The organism is Taklimakanibacter lacteus, from assembly GCA_003576695.1.
GTDB classification, from domain to species: domain Bacteria; phylum Pseudomonadota; class Alphaproteobacteria; order Rhizobiales; family Aestuariivirgaceae; genus Taklimakanibacter; species Taklimakanibacter lacteus.
The window spans coordinates 147914-169727 of record QOZQ01000003.1 but is presented as its reverse complement, the minus strand read 5'-3'; the positions used below and the strand labels follow the sequence as shown (position 1 = coordinate 169727).

The 21814-nt window shown below is 63.4% G+C and carries 16 protein-coding genes; 6 read left to right on the top strand and 10 right to left on the bottom strand.

Going from position 1 to position 21814, the window contains the following annotated elements; all coding sequences use genetic code 11:
• Positions 1-3: 3 nt before the first annotated feature.
• From DT068_RS06435 to DT068_RS06415, 5 genes are all read right to left on the bottom strand, one after another.
• Positions 4-1092 carry an ABC transporter ATP-binding protein gene (locus tag DT068_RS06435; RefSeq protein ID WP_119388981.1) on the bottom strand — a complete coding sequence of 363 codons (1089 nt, stop codon included), beginning with the start codon at positions 1090-1092 and terminating at the stop codon, positions 4-6.
• A 4-nt stretch (positions 1093-1096) separates the two neighbouring features.
• Positions 1097-1945, bottom strand: coding sequence for an ABC transporter permease (locus tag DT068_RS06430; protein ID WP_119388980.1), 849 nt, complete (start codon positions 1943-1945; stop codon positions 1097-1099).
• The gene (locus DT068_RS06425; protein ID WP_119388979.1) at positions 1945-2799 is read right to left on the bottom strand and encodes an ABC transporter permease; all 855 of its coding nucleotides are present in this window, start codon (positions 2797-2799) and stop codon (positions 1945-1947) included. Before DT068_RS06425 ends, DT068_RS06430 begins: the two co-directional genes overlap by 1 nt.
• 99 nt (positions 2800-2898) lie before the next feature.
• On the bottom strand, positions 2899-3978 hold the full coding sequence (locus tag DT068_RS06420) for an ABC transporter substrate-binding protein (protein ID WP_119388978.1): 1080 nt from the start codon (positions 3976-3978) through the stop codon (positions 2899-2901).
• Between the two features lie 106 nt (positions 3979-4084).
• Entirely contained in the window at positions 4085-5470 is a 1386-nt protein-coding gene (locus DT068_RS06415; protein ID WP_119388977.1) for an aspartate aminotransferase family protein, read from the bottom strand.
• A 298-nt stretch (positions 5471-5768) separates the two neighbouring features.
• Between DT068_RS06415 and DT068_RS06410 the strand changes: the two genes are divergently transcribed.
• The 5 genes from DT068_RS06410 to DT068_RS06390 all read left to right on the top strand — a co-directional run bounded on the left by DT068_RS06410 (position 5769) and on the right by DT068_RS06390 (position 11400).
• Complete coding sequence (locus tag DT068_RS06410; RefSeq protein ID WP_368904479.1) at positions 5769-7163, top strand: circularly permuted type 2 ATP-grasp protein; 1395 nt, start codon at positions 5769-5771, stop codon at positions 7161-7163.
• Positions 7163-8110, top strand: a complete 948-nt coding sequence (locus tag DT068_RS06405; protein WP_119388975.1) for an alpha-E domain-containing protein — start codon at positions 7163-7165, stop codon at positions 8108-8110. Before DT068_RS06410 ends, DT068_RS06405 begins: the two co-directional genes overlap by 1 nt.
• A complete protein-coding gene (locus DT068_RS06400) occupies positions 8107-8916 on the top strand; it encodes a transglutaminase family protein (protein WP_119388974.1) in 810 nt (269 codons plus the stop codon). The genes DT068_RS06405 and DT068_RS06400 overlap by 4 nt, the downstream gene beginning before the upstream one ends.
• A 19-nt stretch (positions 8917-8935) precedes the next feature.
• The gene (locus DT068_RS06395; RefSeq protein WP_119388973.1) at positions 8936-9673 is read left to right on the top strand and encodes a proteasome-type protease; all 738 of its coding nucleotides are present in this window, start codon (positions 8936-8938) and stop codon (positions 9671-9673) included.
• Between the two features lie 116 nt (positions 9674-9789).
• Positions 9790-11400 (top strand): OpgD/OpgG family glucan biosynthesis protein, encoded by a 1611-nt coding sequence (locus DT068_RS06390; RefSeq protein WP_119388972.1) that lies wholly within the window; start codon positions 9790-9792, stop codon positions 11398-11400.
• Between the two features lie 193 nt (positions 11401-11593).
• Here DT068_RS06390 and DT068_RS06385 read toward each other — a convergent pair whose 3' ends face one another.
• The 4 genes from DT068_RS06385 to DT068_RS06370 all read right to left on the bottom strand — a co-directional run bounded on the left by DT068_RS06385 (position 11594) and on the right by DT068_RS06370 (position 16902).
• Complete coding sequence (locus DT068_RS06385; protein ID WP_119388971.1) at positions 11594-13210, bottom strand: ABC transporter ATP-binding protein; 1617 nt, start codon at positions 13208-13210, stop codon at positions 11594-11596.
• A 4-nt stretch (positions 13211-13214) separates the two neighbouring features.
• On the bottom strand, positions 13215-14336 hold the full coding sequence (locus tag DT068_RS06380; RefSeq protein WP_119388970.1) for an ABC transporter permease: 1122 nt from the start codon (positions 14334-14336) through the stop codon (positions 13215-13217).
• Positions 14329-15252, bottom strand: coding sequence for an ABC transporter permease subunit (locus DT068_RS06375; RefSeq protein ID WP_119388969.1), 924 nt, complete (start codon positions 15250-15252; stop codon positions 14329-14331). The genes DT068_RS06380 and DT068_RS06375 overlap by 8 nt, the downstream gene beginning before the upstream one ends.
• Before the next feature lie 69 nt (positions 15253-15321).
• Positions 15322-16902 (bottom strand): peptide ABC transporter substrate-binding protein, encoded by a 1581-nt coding sequence (locus tag DT068_RS06370; protein ID WP_119388968.1) that lies wholly within the window; start codon positions 16900-16902, stop codon positions 15322-15324.
• Between the two features lie 186 nt (positions 16903-17088).
• Here DT068_RS06370 and dxs point away from each other — a divergent pair, with 186 nt between their 5' ends.
• The gene (gene dxs, locus DT068_RS06365; RefSeq protein ID WP_119388967.1) at positions 17089-19017 is read left to right on the top strand and encodes a 1-deoxy-D-xylulose-5-phosphate synthase; all 1929 of its coding nucleotides are present in this window, start codon (positions 17089-17091) and stop codon (positions 19015-19017) included.
• Here the strand turns inward: dxs and DT068_RS06360 are convergent.
• Positions 19014-21743 (bottom strand): hypothetical protein, encoded by a 2730-nt coding sequence (locus DT068_RS06360; RefSeq protein ID WP_119388966.1) that lies wholly within the window; start codon positions 21741-21743, stop codon positions 19014-19016. The two genes, dxs and DT068_RS06360, sit on opposite strands and share 4 nt — an antisense overlap.
• Positions 21744-21814 lie beyond the last annotated feature (71 nt).

Below are 21814 nucleotides of genomic sequence, written 5' to 3'. Positions count from 1 at the left end.
GGTCTACTCCGTCAAAACCAGCGTGTCTTCGGGTGCCCAGTGGATCCATACCTTCTGGCCACGCTCGACGCCCGATCCGCCGGCGCGCTTGTCGTTCTGCACATTGACCGCGAGCTCGAGATCGTCCTTGCAGCGCACCACGACATGGCTGGTGTCGCCGTAATAGGCAACGTCGCGCACCTTGCCCTCGGCCGCAATCGTCTTGGCTGCCTTAGGCGGGCTGCCGGCTATCTTGAGCTTTTCGGGCCTGATTGCGATGGCGATGTCGCCTGTTGGACTACCCGTATGCGGCAGCTCGATCTTGCCCAGGCCCTTGGCATCGCAGACGATCTTCTTCGCCGTCGACGAGACGACCTTGGCATTGATCAGGTTCACCTTGCCGATGAAATCGGCAATGAAGCGGCTGGTCGGCTGCTCATAGAGCTCCGAGGGGGTGGCGATCTGCTGCACCGCCCCCTTGTCCATGACCGCGATGCGGCTCGCCATCGACAGCGCTTCATCCTGGTCATGCGTCACGATGATGAAGGTGATGCCGACATTCTCCTGCAGCCGCGTCAGCTCGAGGCGCATTTCGTCGCGCAATTTGGCATCGAGTGCCGAGAGCGGCTCGTCGAGCAGCAGCACCTTCGGACGCTTCACCAGAGCGCGGGCGAGCGCCACGCGCTGGCGCTGGCCGCCCGACATCTGGTCGGGCTTGCGCGCGGCAAGATGCGTGAGCTTGACCATCTCGAGGGCCTCGCCGACGCGGCGCTTGGTCTCTTCGGCCGGAACGCCCGTCACCTTCAGACCATAAGCGACATTGTCGGCGACCGTCATATGCGGGAAGACGGCATAGGACTGGAACACCATGTTGGTCGGGCGCTTGTTGGGCGGGGTGAGCGCCATGTCCTCGCCGCCAATGACGATCTGGCCCGAAGTCGGCGTCTCCAGGCCGGAGATCATGCGCAGGAGCGTGGTCTTGCCGCAGCCCGAGGGCCCCAGCAGCGCGAAGAACTCGTTCTGGGCGATGTCGAAGGAGACATCGTCCACGGCCTTGACGCCGCCCGGAAATGTCTTGGTCACGTTGCGCAGGGATACGATTGCTTCGGCCATGGTCCTAACCCTCGCCCGTCTTGGTGGGCGCCTGAAGTTTCATTGCGATGACGGTGGCGACGACCGTGATGACGATGAGCACGGTGGAGGCCGCGTTGATTTCCGGAGACACGCCGCGCCGCACCAGCGAATAGACCTTGACCGGGAAGGTCACGGTCTCGGGGCCTGACGTGAAAAAGGTGATGACGAAGTCATCGAGCGACAGGGTGAAAGCAAGCAGCGCCCCGGCGACAAGCCCCGGCATCATGAACGGCACGATGACATTCCAGAAAGTCTGCCACTCGCTGGCGCCCAGATCCTTGGAAGCCTCTTCGAGCTGCCGGTTGAAGCCGATAAGCCGCGAGCGCACCACCACCGCGACGAAGGGAAAGCAGAAGGCAACATGGGCGATGACGATGTTGGAAAGGTTCAGCGGCCAGGGCATCCCGACCGACCATTCCATCATGCCGGTGTTGATGAAGAACAGGAGCAGCGACACGCCCATGCAGATCTCGGGGATCACGATGGGCAGCGCCATCACGCCCTCATAGGCGGCCTTCATGGGGAAGCGGAAGCGCCACAGGAGCAGCGCCACCATGGCGCCGATGATGGTCGCGATGATGGTGGCGATGAAGGCGATGGCGAGCGAGTTGAGCAAGGCCTCCTGGAGGGCATCGTTGTTCCAGGCCTTCACATAGTTGTCCAGGGTGAAGCCGCGCCAGATGACGCCGCGCTTGTCGGTGTTGAAGGAAAAGGCGATCAGCGTGAAGATCGGCGCATAGAGAGCGACAAAGATCGCCGCAAACAGGAGCTTGAGCCACGTCCGGCTGCCGTAGTCGAGAGGACCCGAGCCGGGCTTGAGGGTCTGAGCCATCAGACATCCACTCCCTTGCTGCGCGACGCGAAGTAGGCCCTGAGAGCCAGCGCGCCGAAAGTCACATACATCAGGAGGAAGGAGAGTGCCGATCCGAAGGGATAGTCATTCGCCGCCTTGAACTGCCGCTCGATGACATTGCCGATCATGATGGCATTGGCGCCCCCCAGCATGTCGGGGGTGAGGAAGGAGCCGAGGCAGGGAATGAAGACGAGGATGATGCCGGTGATGATGCCGGGCATGGTCAGGGGCAGCGTCACCTTGAAGAAGGTCTGGACCTGCGAGCCGCCGAGATCGAGACTGGCCTCGAGGAAGGAGCGGTCGAGCCGCTCGATCGTGGCATAGAGCGGCAGGACCATGAAGGGCATATAGACATAGACCAGCCCCATGATGACCGCGCCGTTGTTATAGAGCATCTCGAAGGGCCCCAGACCGATCCAGCCCAGCACGAGATTGAGATAGCCCTGGCTGCGGAAAACCGCGATCAACGCATAGGTGCGGATGAGGAGATTGATCCAGAAAGGCAGGATCACCAGCAACAGCAGCAAAGGCTTCCAGCGGGCGGGCGCGAAGCAGATGCCGAAGGCGATCGGATAGGCGAGCAGCAGGCAGAAGGCGGTCGCCACCGCGCTGATCCAGATCGACTTCCAGATGATGGTCAGATAGACGGTATCGAAGGCCCGGACGTAGTTGGCGAATGTGCCGGTGAACGCCGTCTCGGTGATCGAGATCTTGTCGCTGAAGGAATCCTGGAACAGCCCGGCGAGCGGGATGAGGAAGAACACCAGGAGCCAGAAGGTGCCGGGCGTGAAGAGAGTCCAGAAAACCCGGAGATTACCCCTCCAACTGTCCACGATTGAGCGACTCCACCCCTGTTGTCGTTACGCCAATGCTAGAACAAAAGAACCGGAGACGGCAACCTGCCATCTCCGGTCCCGTTGGAACAGTGCCGATCACGCGGCCTGGACGCGGGTCCAGGTTTCGTCGCGCATTTTCGTGACGTCCTCGCCCAGATAGAGGGCGGGCTCGCATTTGGCCACCACCTCGGCCGGCGGGAAGATCGCCGGATTCTCGAGATAGGCCTTGTCCATCAGCTTCTTGGCCTCGGCATTGGGGGTGCCATATTGCACCGTCTTGGCAATCCCCGCCTCGACCTCAGGATCCATGATGAAGTTGATGAAGGCATGGGCGTTCTCGGGTCGCGGCGCGCCGGTCGGAATGGCCAGGCAGTCCTGCCACATCTCCGCCCCTTCGGTCGGGACGACATAGGAAATGTCGTCATCCTCCGCCATGACCTGAAGGATGTCGCCATTATACTCCATGGTGAGATCGACGTCGCCCGACGCGAGCAGGTCCTGCCCGTTGTCGTCGGCATAGACCTTCACGTTCTTCTTGCCGGCGATCAGCAGCTCCTCCACTTTCTTGAGCATTGCCGGGTCGGTCGAGTTGAGCGACTGGCCGAGATATTTGAGCGCCGAGCCGATGACGACCTTCGCGTCGCCGAGAAGCGCGATGCGGCCGGCATATTTGTCGTCCTCGAACAACACCTTCCAGCTGTCCACCGTGCCCTCGACCTTGCTCTTGCGGAAGCCGACGCCGACTGTGCCCCACAGATAAGGAACGGAGTGCTTGCGGCCCGGATCGAAAGCGGCGTCCTGGAAGACCGGATCGAGATTCTTGAAGTTGGGAAGCTTTGCATGGTCAAGCGGCGTCACCATATTGGCCTTGATCATGCGCTCGAGATTGTCGTTGGTCGGACAGATGACGTCATAGCCCGGATTGCCGGCCTTAAGCTTGGCGAACAGCTCGTCATTATCGGCGAAGAGATCCATCTTCACCTCGATGCCGGTCGCCTTCTCGAAGTCGGCGAGAGTCGTCTCGCCGATATAGGTGTCCCAGTTGTAGAAATTGAGCTTCTTCTCTTCTTCCGACAGCGAGTTACGCGGCAGGAATGTCAGCCCCAAGCCAAGAGCACCCAGCCCCTGCAGTATCGAACGGCGCTTTCGCGAGAATTTCGGTGTATAGCCTGTCATGATAGCTCCCTTATAGCTCCCTTGTTGTGGTTCCGGCCTTCCTGGCCGGTTGGATGATCAGCTGGCCCAAGCCTATGCCTCGGGCCAGCGCCGTTCAACATTAATTCTAGACCATTTCCGATTTGACATCGGCATAGGTCTTGTCGAGAGCGGCCCTGGCGAGGCGGATCATCTCGTCGATCTCCTTCTTCGAGATCACCAGAGGCGGCGACAGAACCATCGTATCCCAGCAGGCGCGCATGATCAGCCCGCCCGTGAAGGAGTGGTCGCGGCACAGGGTGCCTACCCGGCCGGGCTTCTCGAAGCGCTGCCTGGTCTTCTTGTCGCGCGCGATCTCGATGGCGCCGATCAGGCCGAGCGAGCGGGTCTCGCCGACAATGGGATGGTCGCGCAGGCTAGCCAGGCCTTGAGCGAAGTAGCCGCCCAGCTCGCGGGCGCGCTCGACCAGCTTCTCCTGCTCGATGATCTCGATATTGCGCAGCGCCACGGCACAGGCGGCGGGATGGCCGGCATAGGTCATGCCGTGGTAGAATTCCTCGCCCTTCTCGAAGAAATCCTTCATCAGGCGGTCGGAGAAAGCCACGGCGCCGATCGGCAGATAGCCGGAGGACAATCCCTTGGCCATCGGCACGATATCGGGCTCGAAACCCATGGCCTCGAAGCCCCACCAGTGGCCGGTGCGGCCAAAGCCGCAAATGACCTCGTCGGCGATGAGGAGAACGCCATATTTGCGGCAGATCTTCTGCACTTCCGGCCAGTAGGTCTTGGGCGGGATCAGGACGCCGGCGGCACCCTGGATCGGCTCGCCGATGAAGGCTGCGACATTCTCAGGCCCGAGCTCCAGGATTTTCTTCTCGAGATCGGCGGCGGCCTCGAGGCCGAATTGCTCAGGCGTCAGATCGCGGCCGAAATCATACCAGTAAGGCTGCTGGACATGGTGGAAGCCCGGCAGCGGCAGGCCGCCCTGCCCGTGCATGCCCTCCATGCCACCGAGGCTCGCAGCGATCATGGTGGAGCCGTGATAGCCGCGCCGCCTGCCGATGAACTGGGTACGATAAGGCTTGCCCATCAGCTTCCAGTAGTGGCGCACGAAGCGCACGATCGTGTCGTTCGCCTCCGAGCCCGAATTCACGAAGAAGATATGCTTGAAGCGCTCGGGCATGTGGCTCGAGATCTTGGCGGCGAGCTCGGTGGTCGGCACCGTCGTCGTCTTGAAGAAAGTGTTGTAATAGGGAAGATCGAGCATCTGGCGATAGGCGGCCTCGGCCAGCTCCTTGCGGCCGTAACCGACATTCACGCACCACAGGCCCGCCATGCCGTCGAGCAGCTTGTTGCCCTTGGCATCCCAGATCCACACGCCATCGGCCTGGGTCATCACCCTGGCGCCGCCTTCGGCATGGAAGGCCTTGTGGTCGGTGAAGGGATGGAAGTGGTGCGCGGTGTCCCGGGCTACGAGCTCGGCGATATTCAGGTTCTTGCTGTGGACGGTCATCAGTCATCTCCAGATTGCGGGAAAGCGGCCAAGAGGCCGGAAGCAATAGCGACGGAAATGACGGGTCTTACGGCTTATACCCGATGCGGGCGCAATGCAGCATGACCTCCTGCTTGAGGGTGCGCGACCCCGCCCTGAGGCAACCACCGGAGGCTGTGATGCGAAAACACATGACCCGACTATGCCATAAAGGTCGCGGCAAGAGCAAATCCCCATGAATCTGTTTGCATGGAGCGAGATTTCACCCCAATATTGCAGCGCAACAATAAGGAGACATATGGGGAGCATTTTCAACGAAATGTTGAATCCGGACGGTTCCGTCCGCGGCCCCTATGCGCAGATCCATGGCTGGGTGGGCTCGCTCGGCAAGGACAATGTCGAGCGCGCGCTGAAGGAGGCGGAAAGCATCTTCCGCCGGCTCGGCATCACTTTCGCCGTCTATGGCGCCGAGGAAGCCTCCGAAAGGCTGATCCCCTTCGACATCATCCCGCGCGTCTTCGCGGCCTCGGAGTGGCGGCGGCTCACCATCGGCATCGAGCAGCGGGTCCGGGCGCTCAATGCCTTCCTGCATGATATCTATCATCGCCAGGAGATCCTGCGCGCCGGGCGCATCCCCAAGGACCTCATTCTGCAGAATTCCGCCTTCGTGCCGCAAATGGTGGGGCTCAACCCGCCGCGCGGGGTCTATGCCCATATCATCGGCGTCGACATCGTCAGGGTGAGCGAGACGGAGTTCTATGTGCTCGAGGACAATTGCCGCACGCCCTCCGGCGTCTCCTATATGCTCGAGGACCGGGAAGCGATGATGTTTCTGTTCCCCGACCTGTTCAAGCAGCATCGCGTGGCGCCGGTCGAGAACTACCCGGCGATGCTGCGTCAGACGCTGGAAAGCGTCGCTCCGCAAGGTGCCGGCAGCGAGCCGACCATCGTGCTCTTGACGCCCGGCATCCACAATTCGGCGTTCTTCGAGCACGCCTTCCTCGCCGACGAGATGGGTGTCGAGCTCTGCGAAGGCTCCGACCTCTTCGTCGACAACGGCTATCTCTACATGCGCACGACGCAGGAGCCGAAACGCGTCGATGTCGTCTATCGCCGCATCGACGACGATTTTCTTGACCCCCTCACCTTCCGGCCCGAATCCGCGCTCGGCGTGCCGGGCCTTTTCGATCTCTATCGCGCCGGGCGCGTCACGCTGGTCAATGCGCCGGGCACCGGCATCGCCGACGACAAGGCGATCTACACCTACATTCCCGATGTCGTCGAATTCTATACGGGTGAGAAGCCCCTGCTCCGCAATGTGCCGACCTGGCGGTGCAACGATCCCAAGGACCTCGCCTATGTGCTCGCGCATCTCGCCGAGCTGGTGGTCAAGGAGGTCCATGGCTCGGGCGGCTATGGCATGCTGGTCGGGCCGACATCGACGAAGAAGGAAATCGAAGATTTTCGCGCGCGGCTCAAGGCCAATCCCAAGAACTATATCGCGCAGCCCACGCTGGCCCTGTCGGCTTCGCCGACCTTCACCGAAGCCGGCGTGGCGCCGCGTCATATAGATCTGAGGCCCTTCGTGCTGACCGGCGACCGTGTGCGCATCACGCCCGGTGGATTGACCCGTGTCGCACTCAAGAACGGCTCGCTCGTCGTCAATTCGAGCCAGGGCGGCGGCACGAAGGACACCTGGGTGCTGGAGGACTGATGCTCGGCCGTACCGCCTCATCGTTGTTCTGGATGTCGCGCTATGTCGAGCGGGCCGAGAACATGGCGCGCCTGCTCGAGGTCGGCTACCGCATCTCGCTGATGCCGCGCGCCATCGAGGGCCATCGCGACGAGTGGCGCTCGACCCTCACCACCGCCGCCTGCGAGGCGAGTTATTTCGCCAAGCACAAGGACATCACGACGACGGAGATCATCCATCATCTCCTGTTCGACGACGACAATCCCTCGAGCGTGCGCTCCTGCCTCAAGACCGCGCGCAACAACGGCCGTGCCGTGCGCACGGCACTCACCCGCGATGTGTGGGAGGTCCTCAACGGGACGTGGAACGAATTCGTCCTGGTCAGGCCCGAATCGATCACCAGCGAGCGGCTGCCCGGCTTCCTCGACTGGATCGAGCAGCGCGCCATGCTGTTCCGCGGCGCGCTCCTCGGCACCATGCTCAGGCACGATACTTATTTTTTTAGCCAGCTCGGCACGTTCATCGAGCGCGCCGACAACACCGCGCGCATCCTTGACGTCAAATACTACATTCTCCTGCCCAAGCCGAGCGATGTCGGCTCGGATGTCGACATCCAGCAATGGGCGACGGTGCTGCGCTCGGTCTCGGCGCATCGCGCCTATCGCTGGTTCTACCGCGACAGCACCTACAGGCCGTGGCTGGTCGCCGAGTTCCTCATCCTGCGCGAGGAGATGCCGCGCTCGCTCACCTTCTGCTATCAGTGGATTACCCGCGCGCTCGACGGCCTGGGCGAGGTCTACAAGCAGCGCTACGCCTGCCAGGACGAGGCGGTCGACATCTATGGCCGTCTCAAGCTCGGCAATATGGAGGACATCTTCCAGAGCGGCCTGCACGAGTTCCTGCAGGACTTCATGTTGTCCAACAATCAGCTCGCCGCGGATGTCGGCCAGACCTACAACTTCCCATGAATCTCCAGATTCGCCACGAGACCCGTTATGACTATGAGACGAGCGTGCGCTCGTCGATCCAACGGCTCTATCTGACGCCGGCCAATTTCGCGACCCAGAAGGTCATATCGTGGAAAATCGAGGCGCCGGGCATCGACAAGGCGCTCGCCTATGTCGACGGCTTCGGCAACCAGGCGCATGTCATCACCTCGCAAGGGGCGCACGACCATGTGAGCGTTCTTGCCCATGGCGTTGTCGAAACGAAGGACGCGGCGGGGGTCGTGAAGGGACTGCGCTGCCCCGCGCCCGACAACGTGTTCCTGCGGCAGACGACGGCAACCGAGCCGAGCCCGGCGCTCACCGAGCTGGCGCAGGCGGCGGCGGCAAAGTGCCCCAGGCCGCTCGACATGCTGCATGAGATCATGGGCCAGGTCAGGGCCCGCATCGACTATCAGATCGGCGCCACCCATGCCCACACGACGGCTGCCGAGGCGCTCGCCGACGGCAAGGGTGTTTGCCAGGACCATGCCCATGCCGTTCTCTCGGTGGCCCGGCTGCTCGGGATACCGGCGCGCTATGTCACAGGCTATCTGGTCACCGATGGCGAGGTTCCCGCCACCGCCAGCCATGCCTGGGCGGAGGCGTTGGTGCCCGACCTCGGCTGGGTCGGCTTCGACGCGGCGAACGGCAAGTGCCCGACCGCCGATTATGTGCGGGTAGCGACGGGTCTTGACGCGCAAGGGGTGGTGCCTGTACGCGGCAGCCGACGTGGCGGCGAGACCGAGAACATGACGGTTTCCGTAACGGTCCAGCCCGCCGAGCAATGAAGAGCGCCTGGAGCCTTGAATGACCTACTGCGTGGGATTGCTGATGAAGGACGGCTTCGTCCTGGCGGCCGATACGCGCACCAATGCCGGGCTCGACAATATCGCCACCTTTAAGAAGCTGCATAGCTGGTCGCAGCCGGGCAAGCGCGTCTTCGCGCTGGCGACGTCCGGCAATCTCGCCACCACGCAAGGGGTGGTGAGCCTCCTCACCGAGGGCACGCAGTCGCTGCGCAAGCGCGGTGCCGCCGACAACCTGTTCACCGCCAAGACGATGTTCCAGGCCGCGCAGATCGTCGGGCGCTCGGTGCGCGACGTGCAGCGCGGCGATGAGGGCCAGCTGTTCCAGTCGGAGGACACATTCTCGGCGAACTTCCTGTTCGCCGGGCAGATCGGCGAGGAGCGGCCGCGGCTGTTCCAGATCTATTCGGCCGGCAATTTCATCGAGGCGACCGCCGATACGTCCTTCCTGCAGATCGGCGAGCATAAATACGGCAAGCCCATTCTCGACCGGGTCAGCGATCCCGATATGCGCCTCGGCGAGGCCGCCAAGCTCGTCCTGCTCTCCTTCGATTCGACCATCCGGTCCAATCTGAGCGTCGGCATGCCGATCGACCTCCTGGTCTATCAGCGCGACACGCTCAAGCTCGAGCGGGTGCGCCGCATCGAGCGCGACAATCCCTATTTCCAGAAGCTGTCGAGCGAATGGGGCAAGGCGTTACGCCGCGCCTTTGCCGATATCGAGGAATTCGATATCTGAGCAATTCCTCCCTAAGGGAAGACAGAGTTCCACATTACGCCTTGTCAACTTGCGCGCTCGGCACCAGACGCTATTTTTGTTGCGGCGGCAAATGACAAAGAGGGACAATCTCATTGATGATAGGCCGCCGCGATTTCCTCGCCACCGGCAGCGCCGCTGCCATTCTCGCCGCCCTGCGCCTTCCCGAAAGCGCCCTTGCCGCGAACGCCGTGAAGCTCGGCCCGGAAAAGCGCTTTTCCTTCGACGCCCTGGTCGAACAGGCGCGCGCTTTGGCGGGCAGGCCCTACGAGCCGCCGCCGGCGCCGCCGCGCGATCTCCTCGAGCGCATCGACTACCAGGCGCATGGCCAGATCAGGTTCGACATCAGCCGGGCGCTGTTCGCCGACGGACCGGGACAGTTCCCGGCCACCTTCTTCCATCTCGGCAAGTATTTCCAGCTGCCGGTGCAGATGCATGTCGTGACCGGCAGCGCCGGCGACCAGGTCGAGCGCGAGATCGCCTATGACGCTTCCTATTTCTACATGCCGGCCGACAGCCCAGCCAAGCAGCTCCCCAGCAATTCGGGCTTCGCCGGCTTCCGCTTCCAGGAGAGCCGTCTCGGCGACCAGGACAAGCCCGACTGGCGCAAGAACGACTGGGTCGCCTTCCTCGGTGCCTCCTATTTTCGCGCCATCGGCGACCTGTACCAGTATGGCCTGTCGGCCCGCGGTATCGCCGTCAATGTCACCTTGCCCGACCGGCCGGAGGAATTTCCGGGCTTCACCCATTTCTACTTCGAGACGCCAAACGACGAGAGCAGCACGGTCATCGTCTATGCTCTCCTCGAAGGCCCGAGCCTTGCGGGCGCCTATCGCTTTGCCATGACGCGCCAGAAGGGCGTGGTCATGGAGATCGAGAAGGCTTTGTTCCTGCGCCAGGACATCGCCCGGCTCGGCATCGCGCCGATGACCTCGATGTTCTGGTTCTCCGAGACGCGCAAGCCCGAAGCGGCCGATTGGCGGCCCGAGGTGCATGACTCCGACGGCCTCGCGCTGTGGACCGGAACGGGCGAGCGCATCTGGCGACCGCTCAACAACCCGCCCGGCATCATCGACTCCTCCTTCCAGGACATGAATCCGCGCGGCTTCGGCCTGCTGCAGCGCGATCGCAACTTCGATCACTATCAGGATGGCGTCCTCTATGACCGCCGGCCCAGCCTGTGGGTCGAGCCCATGGACAGCTGGGGCCCGGGCGCGATCCAGCTGGTCGAGATTCCGACCAATGACGAGATCAACGACAATATCGTCGCCGCCTGGGTGCCGGCGGAGCCGGCCAGAGCGGGATCGAGCTACCGGTTCCGCTACCGCCTGCACTGGCTGGCCGATGAGCCGCATCCGACGAACATGGCGCGCTGCGTGGCGACGCGCCTCGGTAATGGCGGCCAGCCCGGCCACCCGCGCCCGCGCGGGGTCCGCAAGTTCATGGTCGAATTCCTCGGCGGCCCGCTCACCAAGCTGCCCTTCGGCGTCAAGCCGGAAGTGGTCCTGTGGTCATCGCGCGGCTCGTTCTCCTATGTCTTCAGCGAGGCCGTGCCGGACGGCATAGCGGGCCACTGGCGCGCTCAGTTCGATCTCACCACCGTTGGCATTGCGCCGGTCGAGCTGCGTCTCTTCCTCCGGAACGGTGCGGAGATCTTGACCGAAACCTGGCTCTACCAGTACCATCCGCCGGTGAACGAGCAGAGCTGAACAGATGTCTCCCTCCGCCGCCGAAGGCGGGGAGGGTGGCGCGCGGAACGCGCGACGGGTGGGGTCTCTACGCAGGGAGGCCTTGCAAGCAATTCATGCCACTCATCGGCATATTTCTCGCGTTGAGACCCCACCCGTCCGCCCTGCGGGCGTCCACCCTCCCCGCGCTTCGCGCGGCGGAGGGAGATTCACTTCACACCTTCGCTTCGGCGTGATCGACGAAGGCGGCGGCCATCAGCCGCTTGGTATAATCCTCATGCGGATGATCGAAGATCTGCTCGGGGCTTCCCTGCTCCACCATGCGGCCATCCTTCATGACCATGATGTGATCGGCCATGGCGCGCACCACGGCGAGGTCATGGCTGATGAACAGATAGGACAGGTTGTTCGCCTTCTGCAGGTCGCGCAGCAATTCCACGATCTGCTTCTGCACCTGGCGGTCGAGCGCCGAGGTCGGCTCGTCCAGCACCACCACCTTGGGCTTCAGGATGATGGCACGGGCAATGGCGATGCGCTGGCGCTGGCCGCCCGAGAATTCATGCGGATAGCGGTTGCGGTTGGCGGGATCGAGCCCCACTTCCGAAAAGGCCAGGGCGGCGCGCCGGTCACGCTCCTTTCCCGATATCGAGGGATCATGGACGAGCAGCCCTTCGGTCACGATCTGCCCGGCGGTCAGGCGCGGGCTCAGCGAGCCGAAAGGGTCCTGGAACACGATCTGCAGCTGCTTGCGCAAGGGGCGCATCTGAGCGGGATCGAATTTCTCGATGCTGCGTCCGTCGAACTGGATGGCGCCCTCGCTCGGCAGCAACTTGAGAAGCGCGCGCGCCAGGGTCGACTTGCCGGACCCCGATTCACCCACGATGCCGATGGTCTGGCCGCGCTTGAGGGTCACCGACACGCGATCGACGGCCTTCAGATAGACGGGGTCGCCCGCCAGGAAGCCACCACCGATCTTGAAGGTCACGCGCATATCGGTGCCGGCGAGCACGGTCGGCGCCGATTTCGGCACCGGCTCCTTGTGACCGGACGGCTCGGCCGCGAGCAGCGCCTTGGTGTAGGGATGCTGCGGCTGCGAGAAGATGGTGCGGGTATCGCCCTCCTCGACCACCTCGCCGAGCCTCATCACATAGACGCGGTCGGCGATGCGCCGCACGATATTGAGGTCATGGGTGATGAAGATCATGCTCATGCCGAGCCGCTTGCGCAGATCGGCCATAAGATTGAGGATCTCGGCCTGGATGGTGACGTCGAGCGCGGTCGTCGGCTCATCGGCGATGAGCAGATCGGGGTCGTTGGCGATCGCCATGGCGATCATGACGCGCTGGCGCTGACCGCCCGACATCTCATAAGGATAGGACTTCATGCGCCGCTCGGGCTCGGGAATGCGCACCAGCTTCAGCATCTTGATCGCTTCCTGGCGCGCCGCCTCCCTGCCGATCCTGCGGTGGCGCATGATCGGCTCCATCAGCTGGTTGCCGATGGTGTAGAGCGGGTCGAGCGAGGTCATCGGCTCCTGGAAGATCATGGTGACCTTGCGGCCGCGGATCTCGTTGAGCTCGGACTTCGACAGGTTGAGAAGATTGGCGCCGCGATAATCGATGGTGCCGGCAGCCTCGCCGTTCGAAGCGAGAAGCCGCATCGCCGCCATCATCGTCTGGCTCTTGCCCGACCCGGACTCGCCCACGACCGCCACCGTCTCGCCGGCCTTGACATGCATATTGATGCCCTTGACCGCATCGACGATGCCGTCGAGGGTGCGGAAGCGTATCTTCAGGTTCTCGACGGAGAGAATGGTTTCATTGCCCGCCATCGCGTCACCGGTCCTTGGGGTCGAGCGCATCGCGCAGGCCGTCGCCGACGAAGTTCAGCGCGAACAGGGTGGAGACGAGGAAGAAGGCCGGGAACAGCAGGAGCCAGTTGGCCGAGCCGATATTCTTGGCCCCTTGCGAGATGAGCACGCCCCAGCTGGTCATCGGCTCCTGGACGCCCAGTCCCAGGAAGGAGAGAAAGCTTTCGAGAATGATCACCTGCGGCACCAGCAAGGTCATGTAGATGACGACAGGCCCCAGCAGGTTGGGAACGATATGGCGCAGCAATATGCCCCACGATCCCACCCCCAAGGCTTCCGCCGCCTGGACATATTCCTGGCGCCTTATCGACAAGGCCTGGCCGCGCACGATGCGCGCCATGTCGAGCCACAGGACGGCGCCGACGGCCAGGAACATCAGCACGAAATTACGGCCGAAGAACACCACAAGCATGATGACGAAGAAGATGAAGGGCAGCGAGTAGAGAATATCGACGACGCGCATCATGATCTCGTCGGTCTTGCCGCCGGCGAAGCCGGCGGTGGCGCCATAGAGGACGCCGATGACGACGGCTACGAAGCCGGCGAGCAGGCCGATGGCGAGCGAGATGCGCCCGCCCATGAGAGTCCGCGCCAGGAGGTCGCGGCCGGTATTGTCGGTGCCGAAGAGGAAATATTCCTTCTTGATCGAGGCGCTCATGGTCAGTTTCAGGCCGTCCGGCGACTTGCTCTCGACGCGTGCGTCGTTGAAGGTGTTGGACCGGTCGAGATAACGCACGACGCGATCATCGATGGCCTTGGCGGATGAGACCGTCACGAAGACCCGCTCGTCCTGCTCGTGCCACTCTTCGAGATCGGCCCGCATGCGGCGCACCACGTCCTGCAGCGCCGTCTCGATCATGTCGGGACGAGGATAGGCAGAGAGGCTCGGCGGGGTACGCACATAGTCCTGATAGATCGTCGTATAGGGATGCGGCAGGAGATAGGGCCCGAAAACACAGACGATCGCCATCAGGGCCAGATAGATCAGGCTGAACATCGCCGCCTTGTTGGCCTTGAGCCTCGCCAGCGCGTCGGCCCACAAGGAGCGCCCGACAACCGGCGCATGGGACGCGGTGATGTCAGTCATAGCGCACCCTCGGATCGACCACAGCATAGAGGATGTCGACGATGAGGTTGAAGACGATGGTGAAGATCGCGATCACCACCACAGTGCCCATCACCAGAGTATAATCGCGGTTGAGCGCCGCCTCGACGAAATAGCGCCCGACGCCCGGTATCGCGAAGATCGATTCGACGATGATCGAGCCGGTGAGCAAGGCCGCCGCCGCGGGTCCCGAATAGGAGACAATGGGCAGCAAGGCTCCCCGCAAAGCGTGCTTGATGATGATGCTCCAGTCGGAAAGCCCGAGCGCGCGGGCGGTGCGGATATGGTGCGAGCGTAGCGCCTCGATCATCGAGCCGCGCATCAGGCGGGCGACGATGGCGATCTGCGGCAAGGCCAGCGTGACGATGGGTCCGATCTTGTTGGCGAAAGCGCCGCCGGCCCAGCCCGCCACCGGCACGAGGGCCAAAGTGGTGGCGAAGATGAGCTGATAGACCGGCGCGATCACGAAGGTCGGCACCGTGCTGCCCGCCGTCGCGGTGGCGATCACGGCATAGTCGGCCCCCTTGTTCTGCCGGAGTGCCGCGATGATGCCGAGCGCACTGCCGATGACGAGCGCCAGAATCAGTGCCGAGGCGCCGATCTGTATCGACACCGGCAACCCCACCTCGAACAATTCCTTCACGGTGAAATCGGGCAGGTTGTAGCTCGGGCCGAAGTCACCGTGCAGAAGATTGTTCAGATAGTTCAGATACTGCATCCACAAGGGCTCATCGAGACCGAACTGGCGATCCAGATTGGCCTTGATGACCGGATTGAGCCCCTTCTCCTGGTTGAACGGGCCACCCGGTGCGACGCGGATCAGGAAAAACGAGATCGTGACGATCACGAAGAGCGTCGGAATGGCAGTCAACAACCGCCGGAAGACATAGCGCAGCATGCGCGCCCCCCTATCCTGGCAAGGCGCAGCCGCCGTTCCCGATGAGAAACGGCGGCTGCTTCACCCCGATTATTCCTTGCTGATAAAGCGCGTCGGATGCACGTCCATGACGTTGTCCTCGTAGCCCTTAAGCTTCGGGGAAACGAGATTGTGGTAGCTGTAATAGAGCAGCGGCATGTTGCCGAGATCGTCGACCAGCACCCGCTCGGCTTCCGAGAGGATCTTCGAGCGCTCGGCCGGGTCGCCGCCGGCGGCGGCCGCCTTGTCCATCAGCTCTTCATATTTCGGGTTGTTGAAGTCCGAATAGTTGTTGCCGGAGGCCTTGCGCGAGATGCCGAGGAAGGTTTCCGGATCCTTGTAGTCGGCGATCCAGCCGGCACGGGCATAGTCGAAATCGCCCTTCTGCTCGAGATGGCCGTAATGCGTCTTGGTGTCGGTGTTGACCATCGTCACCTCGACGCCGAGCGGCTTCAGCTGCTCCTGGATGGCGACCGCCGTGTTCTTGTGGTTCTCAGACGTGTTGTAGCGGATCTCCAGCTTGAGCGGCTTGTCGGGTCCATAGCCCAGCTCGGTGAGGATTTTCTTGGCTTCATCCTCGCGGTCGATCTGAGACATCTCGGCATAGTCGGCGATCGCCGGCTCATAGCCCGCGATGCCCGGAGGCACCATGGAATAGCCGGGTAGCATGCTGTTGCCCCACACCTTCTCGGCGAGGAAATCGCGGTCGATCGCCATGGAGATGGCGCGGCGCAGCTTCGGATTGGACCACGGCTCCTTGTCGAGCTTCACGGCATAGTAATAAGTGCCGAGATAGGGGCCGATACGGACCTGATCGCCGAACTTGGCCTTGAGATCGGCAAGCTGCTCGAGCGGCATATCGTCATTCGAGTCGAGCTCACCCGCTTCGAAGCGCTTGATGGCGGTCGAGCGGTCTTCGGTCGGGAAATAATTGACGACGTCGACCTTCACCTGGTCGGCTTCGTAGTACTTGGGATTCTTGACCAGCTTGATATGGTCATTCGGCACGAATTCGGCCAGCGTATAGGCGCCGTTCGATACGAGATTGCCCGGCTTGATCCAGTCGGCGCCGAGTTTCTCGATCGAGGCCTTGTGCACCGGATAGTTGGCCTGATGCGTCAGCATTTCGAGGAAATAGGGCGTCGGCGACTTGAGCGTGATCTCCAGCGTATTGGCGTCCACCGCCTTGACCCCGAGCTCCTCAAGCTTCGCCTTGCCTTCATTGATCTCCTGTGCGTTCTTCACAACATAGAGCATGGAGGCATATTCGGCGGCGGTCGCCGGGTCTTCCAGGCGGCGGAAGGAGTAGACGAAATCATCGGCCGTGACGGGATCGCCGTTCGACCAAGTCGCCCCCTTGCGCAGGCTGAACGTATAGACGGTGCCGTCATCGGACATCTTCCAGCTCTCGGCGGCGCCGGGAATGACGTCGGCCTTGGCGTCCTGCATCACGAGGCCGGAGAACAGGTCGCGCAGGATATGCGCTTCATAGACAGTCGAGGTCTTGTGCGGATCGAGGCTTTCCGGGTCAGCCGAATTTCCTCGGTTATAGATCATTTCGGCGAAGGCCGCCGAATAGCTTACCGTCACGAGCGCCGTGGCGAGAAGCAATGAACGAAGACTTTTTTTCATATAGTTCCTCCCGTGTTGACGGCTCCGTTAAGGGCAGAATTGCCACGAGCCGTCGGTCTAGACCGGCGCACTATACCATCGCCTTTAGATTTGTCCCATGGCAAGTACGCTTCGTCAAAAGTGCAATATCCCCGCGTCAAACAAGGGAATTGCGCCCTTTGGGGCCTCCGCCTATGTAATCGGCGGATGACCAGAAGCGATCAGACACCCCTGCTCGATACCGTTAACGATCCGGCGGGCCTGCGCCGGCTCAGCCCCCGGCAGCTGCGTCAGGTCGCCGACGAGCTCAGGGCCGAAACCATCGCGGCGGCGGCCAAGACCGGCGGCCATTTCGGGGCCGGCCTCGGTGTCGTGGAGCTGACAGTTGCCCTCCATTACGTGTTCGAAACACCCGCCGACCGGCTGATCTGGGACGTCAGCCACCAGTGCTATCCGCACAAGATCCTGACCGGCCGGCGTGGGCAGATCCGCCAGATCCGCCAGCGTGACGGGATCTATGGCTTCACCAAGCGCTCGGAAAGCGCTTATGATCCTTTCGGCGCGGCGCACAGCTCGACCTCGATCTCCGCCGGTCTCGGCATGGCCGTGGCGCGCGATCTCAAGCAAGAGACCAACAATGTGGTCTGCGTCATCGGCGACGGCGCCATGAGCGCCGGCATGGCCTATGAGGCCATGAACAACGCCGGTGCGCTCGACACCCGCCTCATCGTCGTTCTCAACGACAACGGCATGTCGATCGCGCCCGCGGTCGGGGCACTCACCAATTATCTGTCCTGGCTCGTTTCCTCCCGCCCTTTCCTGTCATTGCGCGACATCGCAAAGCAGCTCGCCCTCAAATTCCCGCGCACCTTGCGCACCGCGGCGGAGCGGGCGGACGAATATGCGCGCGGCATGCTGACCGGCGGCACCCTGTTCGAGGAACTCGGCTTCTATTATGTCGGCCCGATCGACGGACACGATATCGATACGCTGGTTCCAATCCTGCAGAATGTGCGCGACGCGAAGCAGCTGGGCCCGGTCCTCGTCCATGTGGTGACGGAGAAGGGCAAGGGCCACCCCTTTGCCAGGCCCGACCGCGAGAAATACCATGCCGTCTCCAAATTCGACCCCGAGACGCTCGAAATGGCTGCGAGCGCGTCCAACGCGCCGAGCTACACGTCGATCTTCGCCAAGGCCCTGATCGCCGAGGCCGAGAAGGACGACAAGATCGTCGGCATCACGGCCGCCATGCCGTCGGGAACCGGGCTCGACAAGTTCGCCGGCCGATTCCCCAAGCGGATGTTCGATGTCGGCATCGCCGAGCAGCATGCCGTGACCTTTGCCGCCGGCCTCGCGGTCGAAGGCTTCAAGCCCTTCTGTGCCATCTATTCGACCTTCCTGCAGCGCGCCTATGACCAGATCGTGCATGACGTGGCGCTGCAGAGACTGCCAGTTCGCTTCGCCATCGATCGCGCCGGGCTCGTCGGCCAGGATGGCCCGACCCATGCCGGCAGCTTCGACACCGGCTATCTCGCCTGCCTGCCCGACTTTGTCGTCATGGCGGCGGCCGATGAAGCTGAGCTCGTCCATATGGTGGCGACCGCCGCCCAGATCGACGACCGGCCGTCGGCCTTCCGCTATCCGCGCGGCGAAGGCGTCGGCATCGACCTCCCCGAGCGGGGTATTGCGCTCGAGATCGGCCGCGGCCGCATCCTGCGCGAAGGATCACGAGTGGCGCTTCTCTCCTTCGGCGCCCGTTTGCAGGAATGCCTCAAGGCGGCCGAGCAGCTCAAGAGCCTCGGACTCCCGACGACGGTTGCCGATGCGCGCTTCGCCAAGCCGTTGGACGAGGATCTCGTCCGCCGACTCGTGCAGGGCCATGAGGTGCTGGTGACCGTCGAGGAAGGCGCCATTGGCGGCTTCGGCACCCAGGTGCTGCATTATCTGGCGCGCGCCAATCTGCTGGGCAGCTTCTGCCGCATCAAGACCATGCATTTGCCGGACCGTTTCGTCGCGCATGGAACGCCCAGGGAGCAGTATGAGGATGCCGGCCTCAACGAAAAGGCAATCGTCGCCGAGGTCATGGGCGCGCTGGACGACCCGGCGCACCGGCTCGACCTGAAGACCCTGGCCTAATCCGCTTCCTCTTGCTCCTCTTCCTCTGCCTGCCGCCGCCGGCGCCTCGGCGCCGTCCAGGCCCTGAGCTGCGGCAGGAGGATGAACAGCGCCAGCAGGCTCAGGCCTATGGCGATCAGGAGCAGGTCGCCGAATTGCTGCACGGCGCGCAGCGGCGAGAGAACGAGCGGCGCGAAAGCGGCGATCACCAGAAGCGCGGCGAGCAGCAAAGCACGCGGGCGCGCCGAGGCTGCCGGCGTCTCGCCTTCGGGCTTGGCGCCATACCAGTTCTCGGCCAGGATCGCCGCGCCGAGCGTGAAGCCCAGGAGCAGGATGAAGACCGCAATGCTCTCGGGATAGAGATGCATCCCCATCACGCCCGTGATGCCGAAGCCCAGGAGCGAGGCGGTCGCTGCCGGCAAGAGGATACGCAAGGTGCGGCGCAGGCTGCGATAGAGGATGAGCGGCATGGCCAGCGCGACCAGGAGCCAGCCGGCCAGATAGGCCGGCATGGCGGCCCGCATCACCGCCAGCCGGTCGGCTTCGGTCAGCGCGGCGCCGGCGGCCTGCGGCGCCACCCGGCGCAAGGCGGCGGCGAAAGGTTCGATATTGTCGGGATGGCGCGGCTGCACCTCGATGCGCCACAGGCCGCTGCGGGAAACATATTGGCGATAGATCGCCGGATCCAGCCGTTCGGCGGTCAGCGGATCGAGACGCGACAAGCGGTCGATGCGATCGAGCAGCAGCTGCAATCTGACAAAGAATGTCCGCTCGATCTGGCGCAGGACGGCCGGCGGAGCGGCGCCGTTGGCCTCGAGGAGCAGCAGGCTGCGGCGCAGCTCGTTGGCGGCCTTGGCGAGTTCCGGCGTCACCTGCGGCTCCGCGGCGATGCGTTGCAGGCCATCCGCAAGCTTCGCGAATTCGGCGCGCAGGAGGTCATCCGGCAAATCCTCGACCGCGGCGGTGTTGCGCGGGAACACCCCTTGCAGCTTCGCCAATATGGCCCGCTTGTCGGCCTCGCCCGAGGGCAGGAACGCCTCCACCCAGCGCACGCCCTCGACCTCCGGAAGGGCCGCCAGGCGGCGCACCAGCAGGCGCGCCGGATCGCCGGGCTCCGCCAGGATCTGGCCCGATGCCAGGAGCGAAGGCTCGCGCGCCGAAAGCTCGCGGAACAGACGCTCAGGCGCCGACGTGCCGGTCTGCGTCACCCCCGAAGGACTCTCGAAATGGGCCGCCGGCACCAGCAAGGCGCAGAGCACGGCGGCCGCGATGAGGGTCGCCGCCAGGCCGCGGCGCAGCGACCACCAGGAATAGCCGGCGGGCCGCGCCATGACGGTGTCAAGCCAGTGCCCCTGATCCCCTTCCCCCGCATCGTCGTCGGGATCGAACGATCGCGGCCGCAGCAGCGCCAGCAAGGCGGGCAGCAACGTCGTGGCGGCCATGAAGATGACCGCGCTCATGATGGCGATGATGACGGCGAGCCTCTGCAAGGACAGGAACTGGCCACCGGCGAGGGCGAGGCCGGTCGCCGACAGGCCAATGAGCCAGACCAGCAGCGGCAGGCCGAGCAATTGCGCCGGCAGCATCACCGAGGCGAGCCGGGAAACTCCCGAATACTCCGCCTCCTCCGCGCGCAGGATCAGGCCGATGGCGGTCAGGCTCAAGAGCCCCGAGAAAAGCACAGGGTAAGTCAGGCTCACGCGGTCGAAGGAGCCGATCGCGCCGAGCGACAGCGCGGTCGTGAGGATGAAGGTGATCGCCGCCGTGAACAGGACGATCATCACCGTGGCGAAGCGCGACAGGCCGAAGCCCAGGATGACCAGGAGCACGACGCTCGACAGCAAGGCGGGCAGCAGCAGGGCGCGGATATTCAGGGGCGGCGCCATGGCGCGCAGGACCGGCCGCCCGGTGAGCGCGATCGCGACGCGGCCGTCGAACTCGTTGGCGACCAGATCCGCCAGGCGGCGCGCTTCTTCCACCGCATGGCGCGTCGGATCGGCATCGGCGTCGGCGAGCGGAAAAGCGAGCACATACCAGCGCGGGCTTTCGATCGAGACGCCGTGCTCGATGAGCGACAGCCAGTCGAGATCGCGCCGCTTGCCGGCGATCTGCGCCTGCACGCTTCTGGCGGCATCGAGGAACAGGCCGGTCACCACTTCGGGCGAACGGCCTTCCGCCGCGACTTTCGCCACCTGGTCGGCCAGCACGGCAAGACCGGTCATATTGGGCGAGACGGACAGTGCCTGGAACAAGGGCGCGGAGCGCTCGATCCGGCCCACCATGGCGGCGACCTCCTCGTCGCTCAGATAAAGAACGCCATTGTCGTCGAAAAACCGCCCTGTTCCCGGCGCGAACACGTTGCGGAACACCGTCGCCTGCTCGGACATGCGGGCCGCCATGCGCTCGGCGCCGGCGCGCGCGATCTGCGGATCCCGGCTGTCGATAACGGCGACGATGCTCTCGCTCGGCTCGGAAAATTCGGCATTGAGCCGGGCCTGCTCATCGGCCAGCGCCGAATCAACACGCACCAGGACGCCATCCTGCAGCTGCACCTTCATGGCGATGATGGTGAAGACGAGAGCCGGTATCGCCAGCGCGATCCACAGGCCGATGACGGTCAGCGGATGACGGAAGGCGAAGCGCGCCATCCTGGCAAAGACATTCGGCCTCATCCGCCGCTTCTGCCTTTCGGGCGGCGGCGCGTAGCGGTCTTCCCAGGTCATGTAGTGCTGCGCCTCGGCGGGCAAGATCGGCGAATCCCCATCAGCCTGACATAAAGCCTTTCCAGTCGGATTGAAATCAACAGGAATGGGATTAA

Excerpts from the sequence above, each read along its gene's own strand:
- DT068_RS06435 (WP_119388981.1), bottom strand. The coding sequence starts at position 1,092 with ATGGCCGAAGCAATCGTATCCCTGCGCAACGTGACCAAGACATTTCCG.
- DT068_RS06430 (WP_119388980.1), bottom strand. The coding sequence starts at position 1,945 with ATGGCTCAGACCCTCAAGCCCGGCTCGGGTCCTCTCGACTACGGCAGC.
- DT068_RS06420 (WP_119388978.1), bottom strand. The coding sequence starts at position 3,978 with ATGACAGGCTATACACCGAAATTCTCGCGAAAGCGCCGTTCGATACTG.
- DT068_RS06415 (WP_119388977.1), bottom strand. The coding sequence starts at position 5,470 with ATGACCGTCCACAGCAAGAACCTGAATATCGCCGAGCTCGTAGCCCGG.
- DT068_RS06410 (WP_368904479.1), top strand. The coding sequence starts at position 5,769 with ATGTTGAATCCGGACGGTTCCGTCCGCGGCCCCTATGCGCAGATCCAT.
- DT068_RS06405 (WP_119388975.1), top strand. The coding sequence starts at position 7,163 with ATGCTCGGCCGTACCGCCTCATCGTTGTTCTGGATGTCGCGCTATGTC.
- DT068_RS06400 (WP_119388974.1), top strand. The coding sequence starts at position 8,107 with ATGAATCTCCAGATTCGCCACGAGACCCGTTATGACTATGAGACGAGC.
- DT068_RS06395 (WP_119388973.1), top strand. The coding sequence starts at position 8,936 with ATGACCTACTGCGTGGGATTGCTGATGAAGGACGGCTTCGTCCTGGCG.
- DT068_RS06390 (WP_119388972.1), top strand. The coding sequence starts at position 9,790 with ATGATAGGCCGCCGCGATTTCCTCGCCACCGGCAGCGCCGCTGCCATT.
- DT068_RS06385 (WP_119388971.1), bottom strand. The coding sequence starts at position 13,210 with ATGGCGGGCAATGAAACCATTCTCTCCGTCGAGAACCTGAAGATACGC.
- DT068_RS06380 (WP_119388970.1), bottom strand. The coding sequence starts at position 14,336 with ATGACTGACATCACCGCGTCCCATGCGCCGGTTGTCGGGCGCTCCTTG.
- DT068_RS06375 (WP_119388969.1), bottom strand. The coding sequence starts at position 15,252 with ATGCTGCGCTATGTCTTCCGGCGGTTGTTGACTGCCATTCCGACGCTC.
- DT068_RS06370 (WP_119388968.1), bottom strand. The coding sequence starts at position 16,902 with ATGAAAAAAAGTCTTCGTTCATTGCTTCTCGCCACGGCGCTCGTGACG.
- dxs (WP_119388967.1), top strand. The coding sequence starts at position 17,089 with ATGACCAGAAGCGATCAGACACCCCTGCTCGATACCGTTAACGATCCG.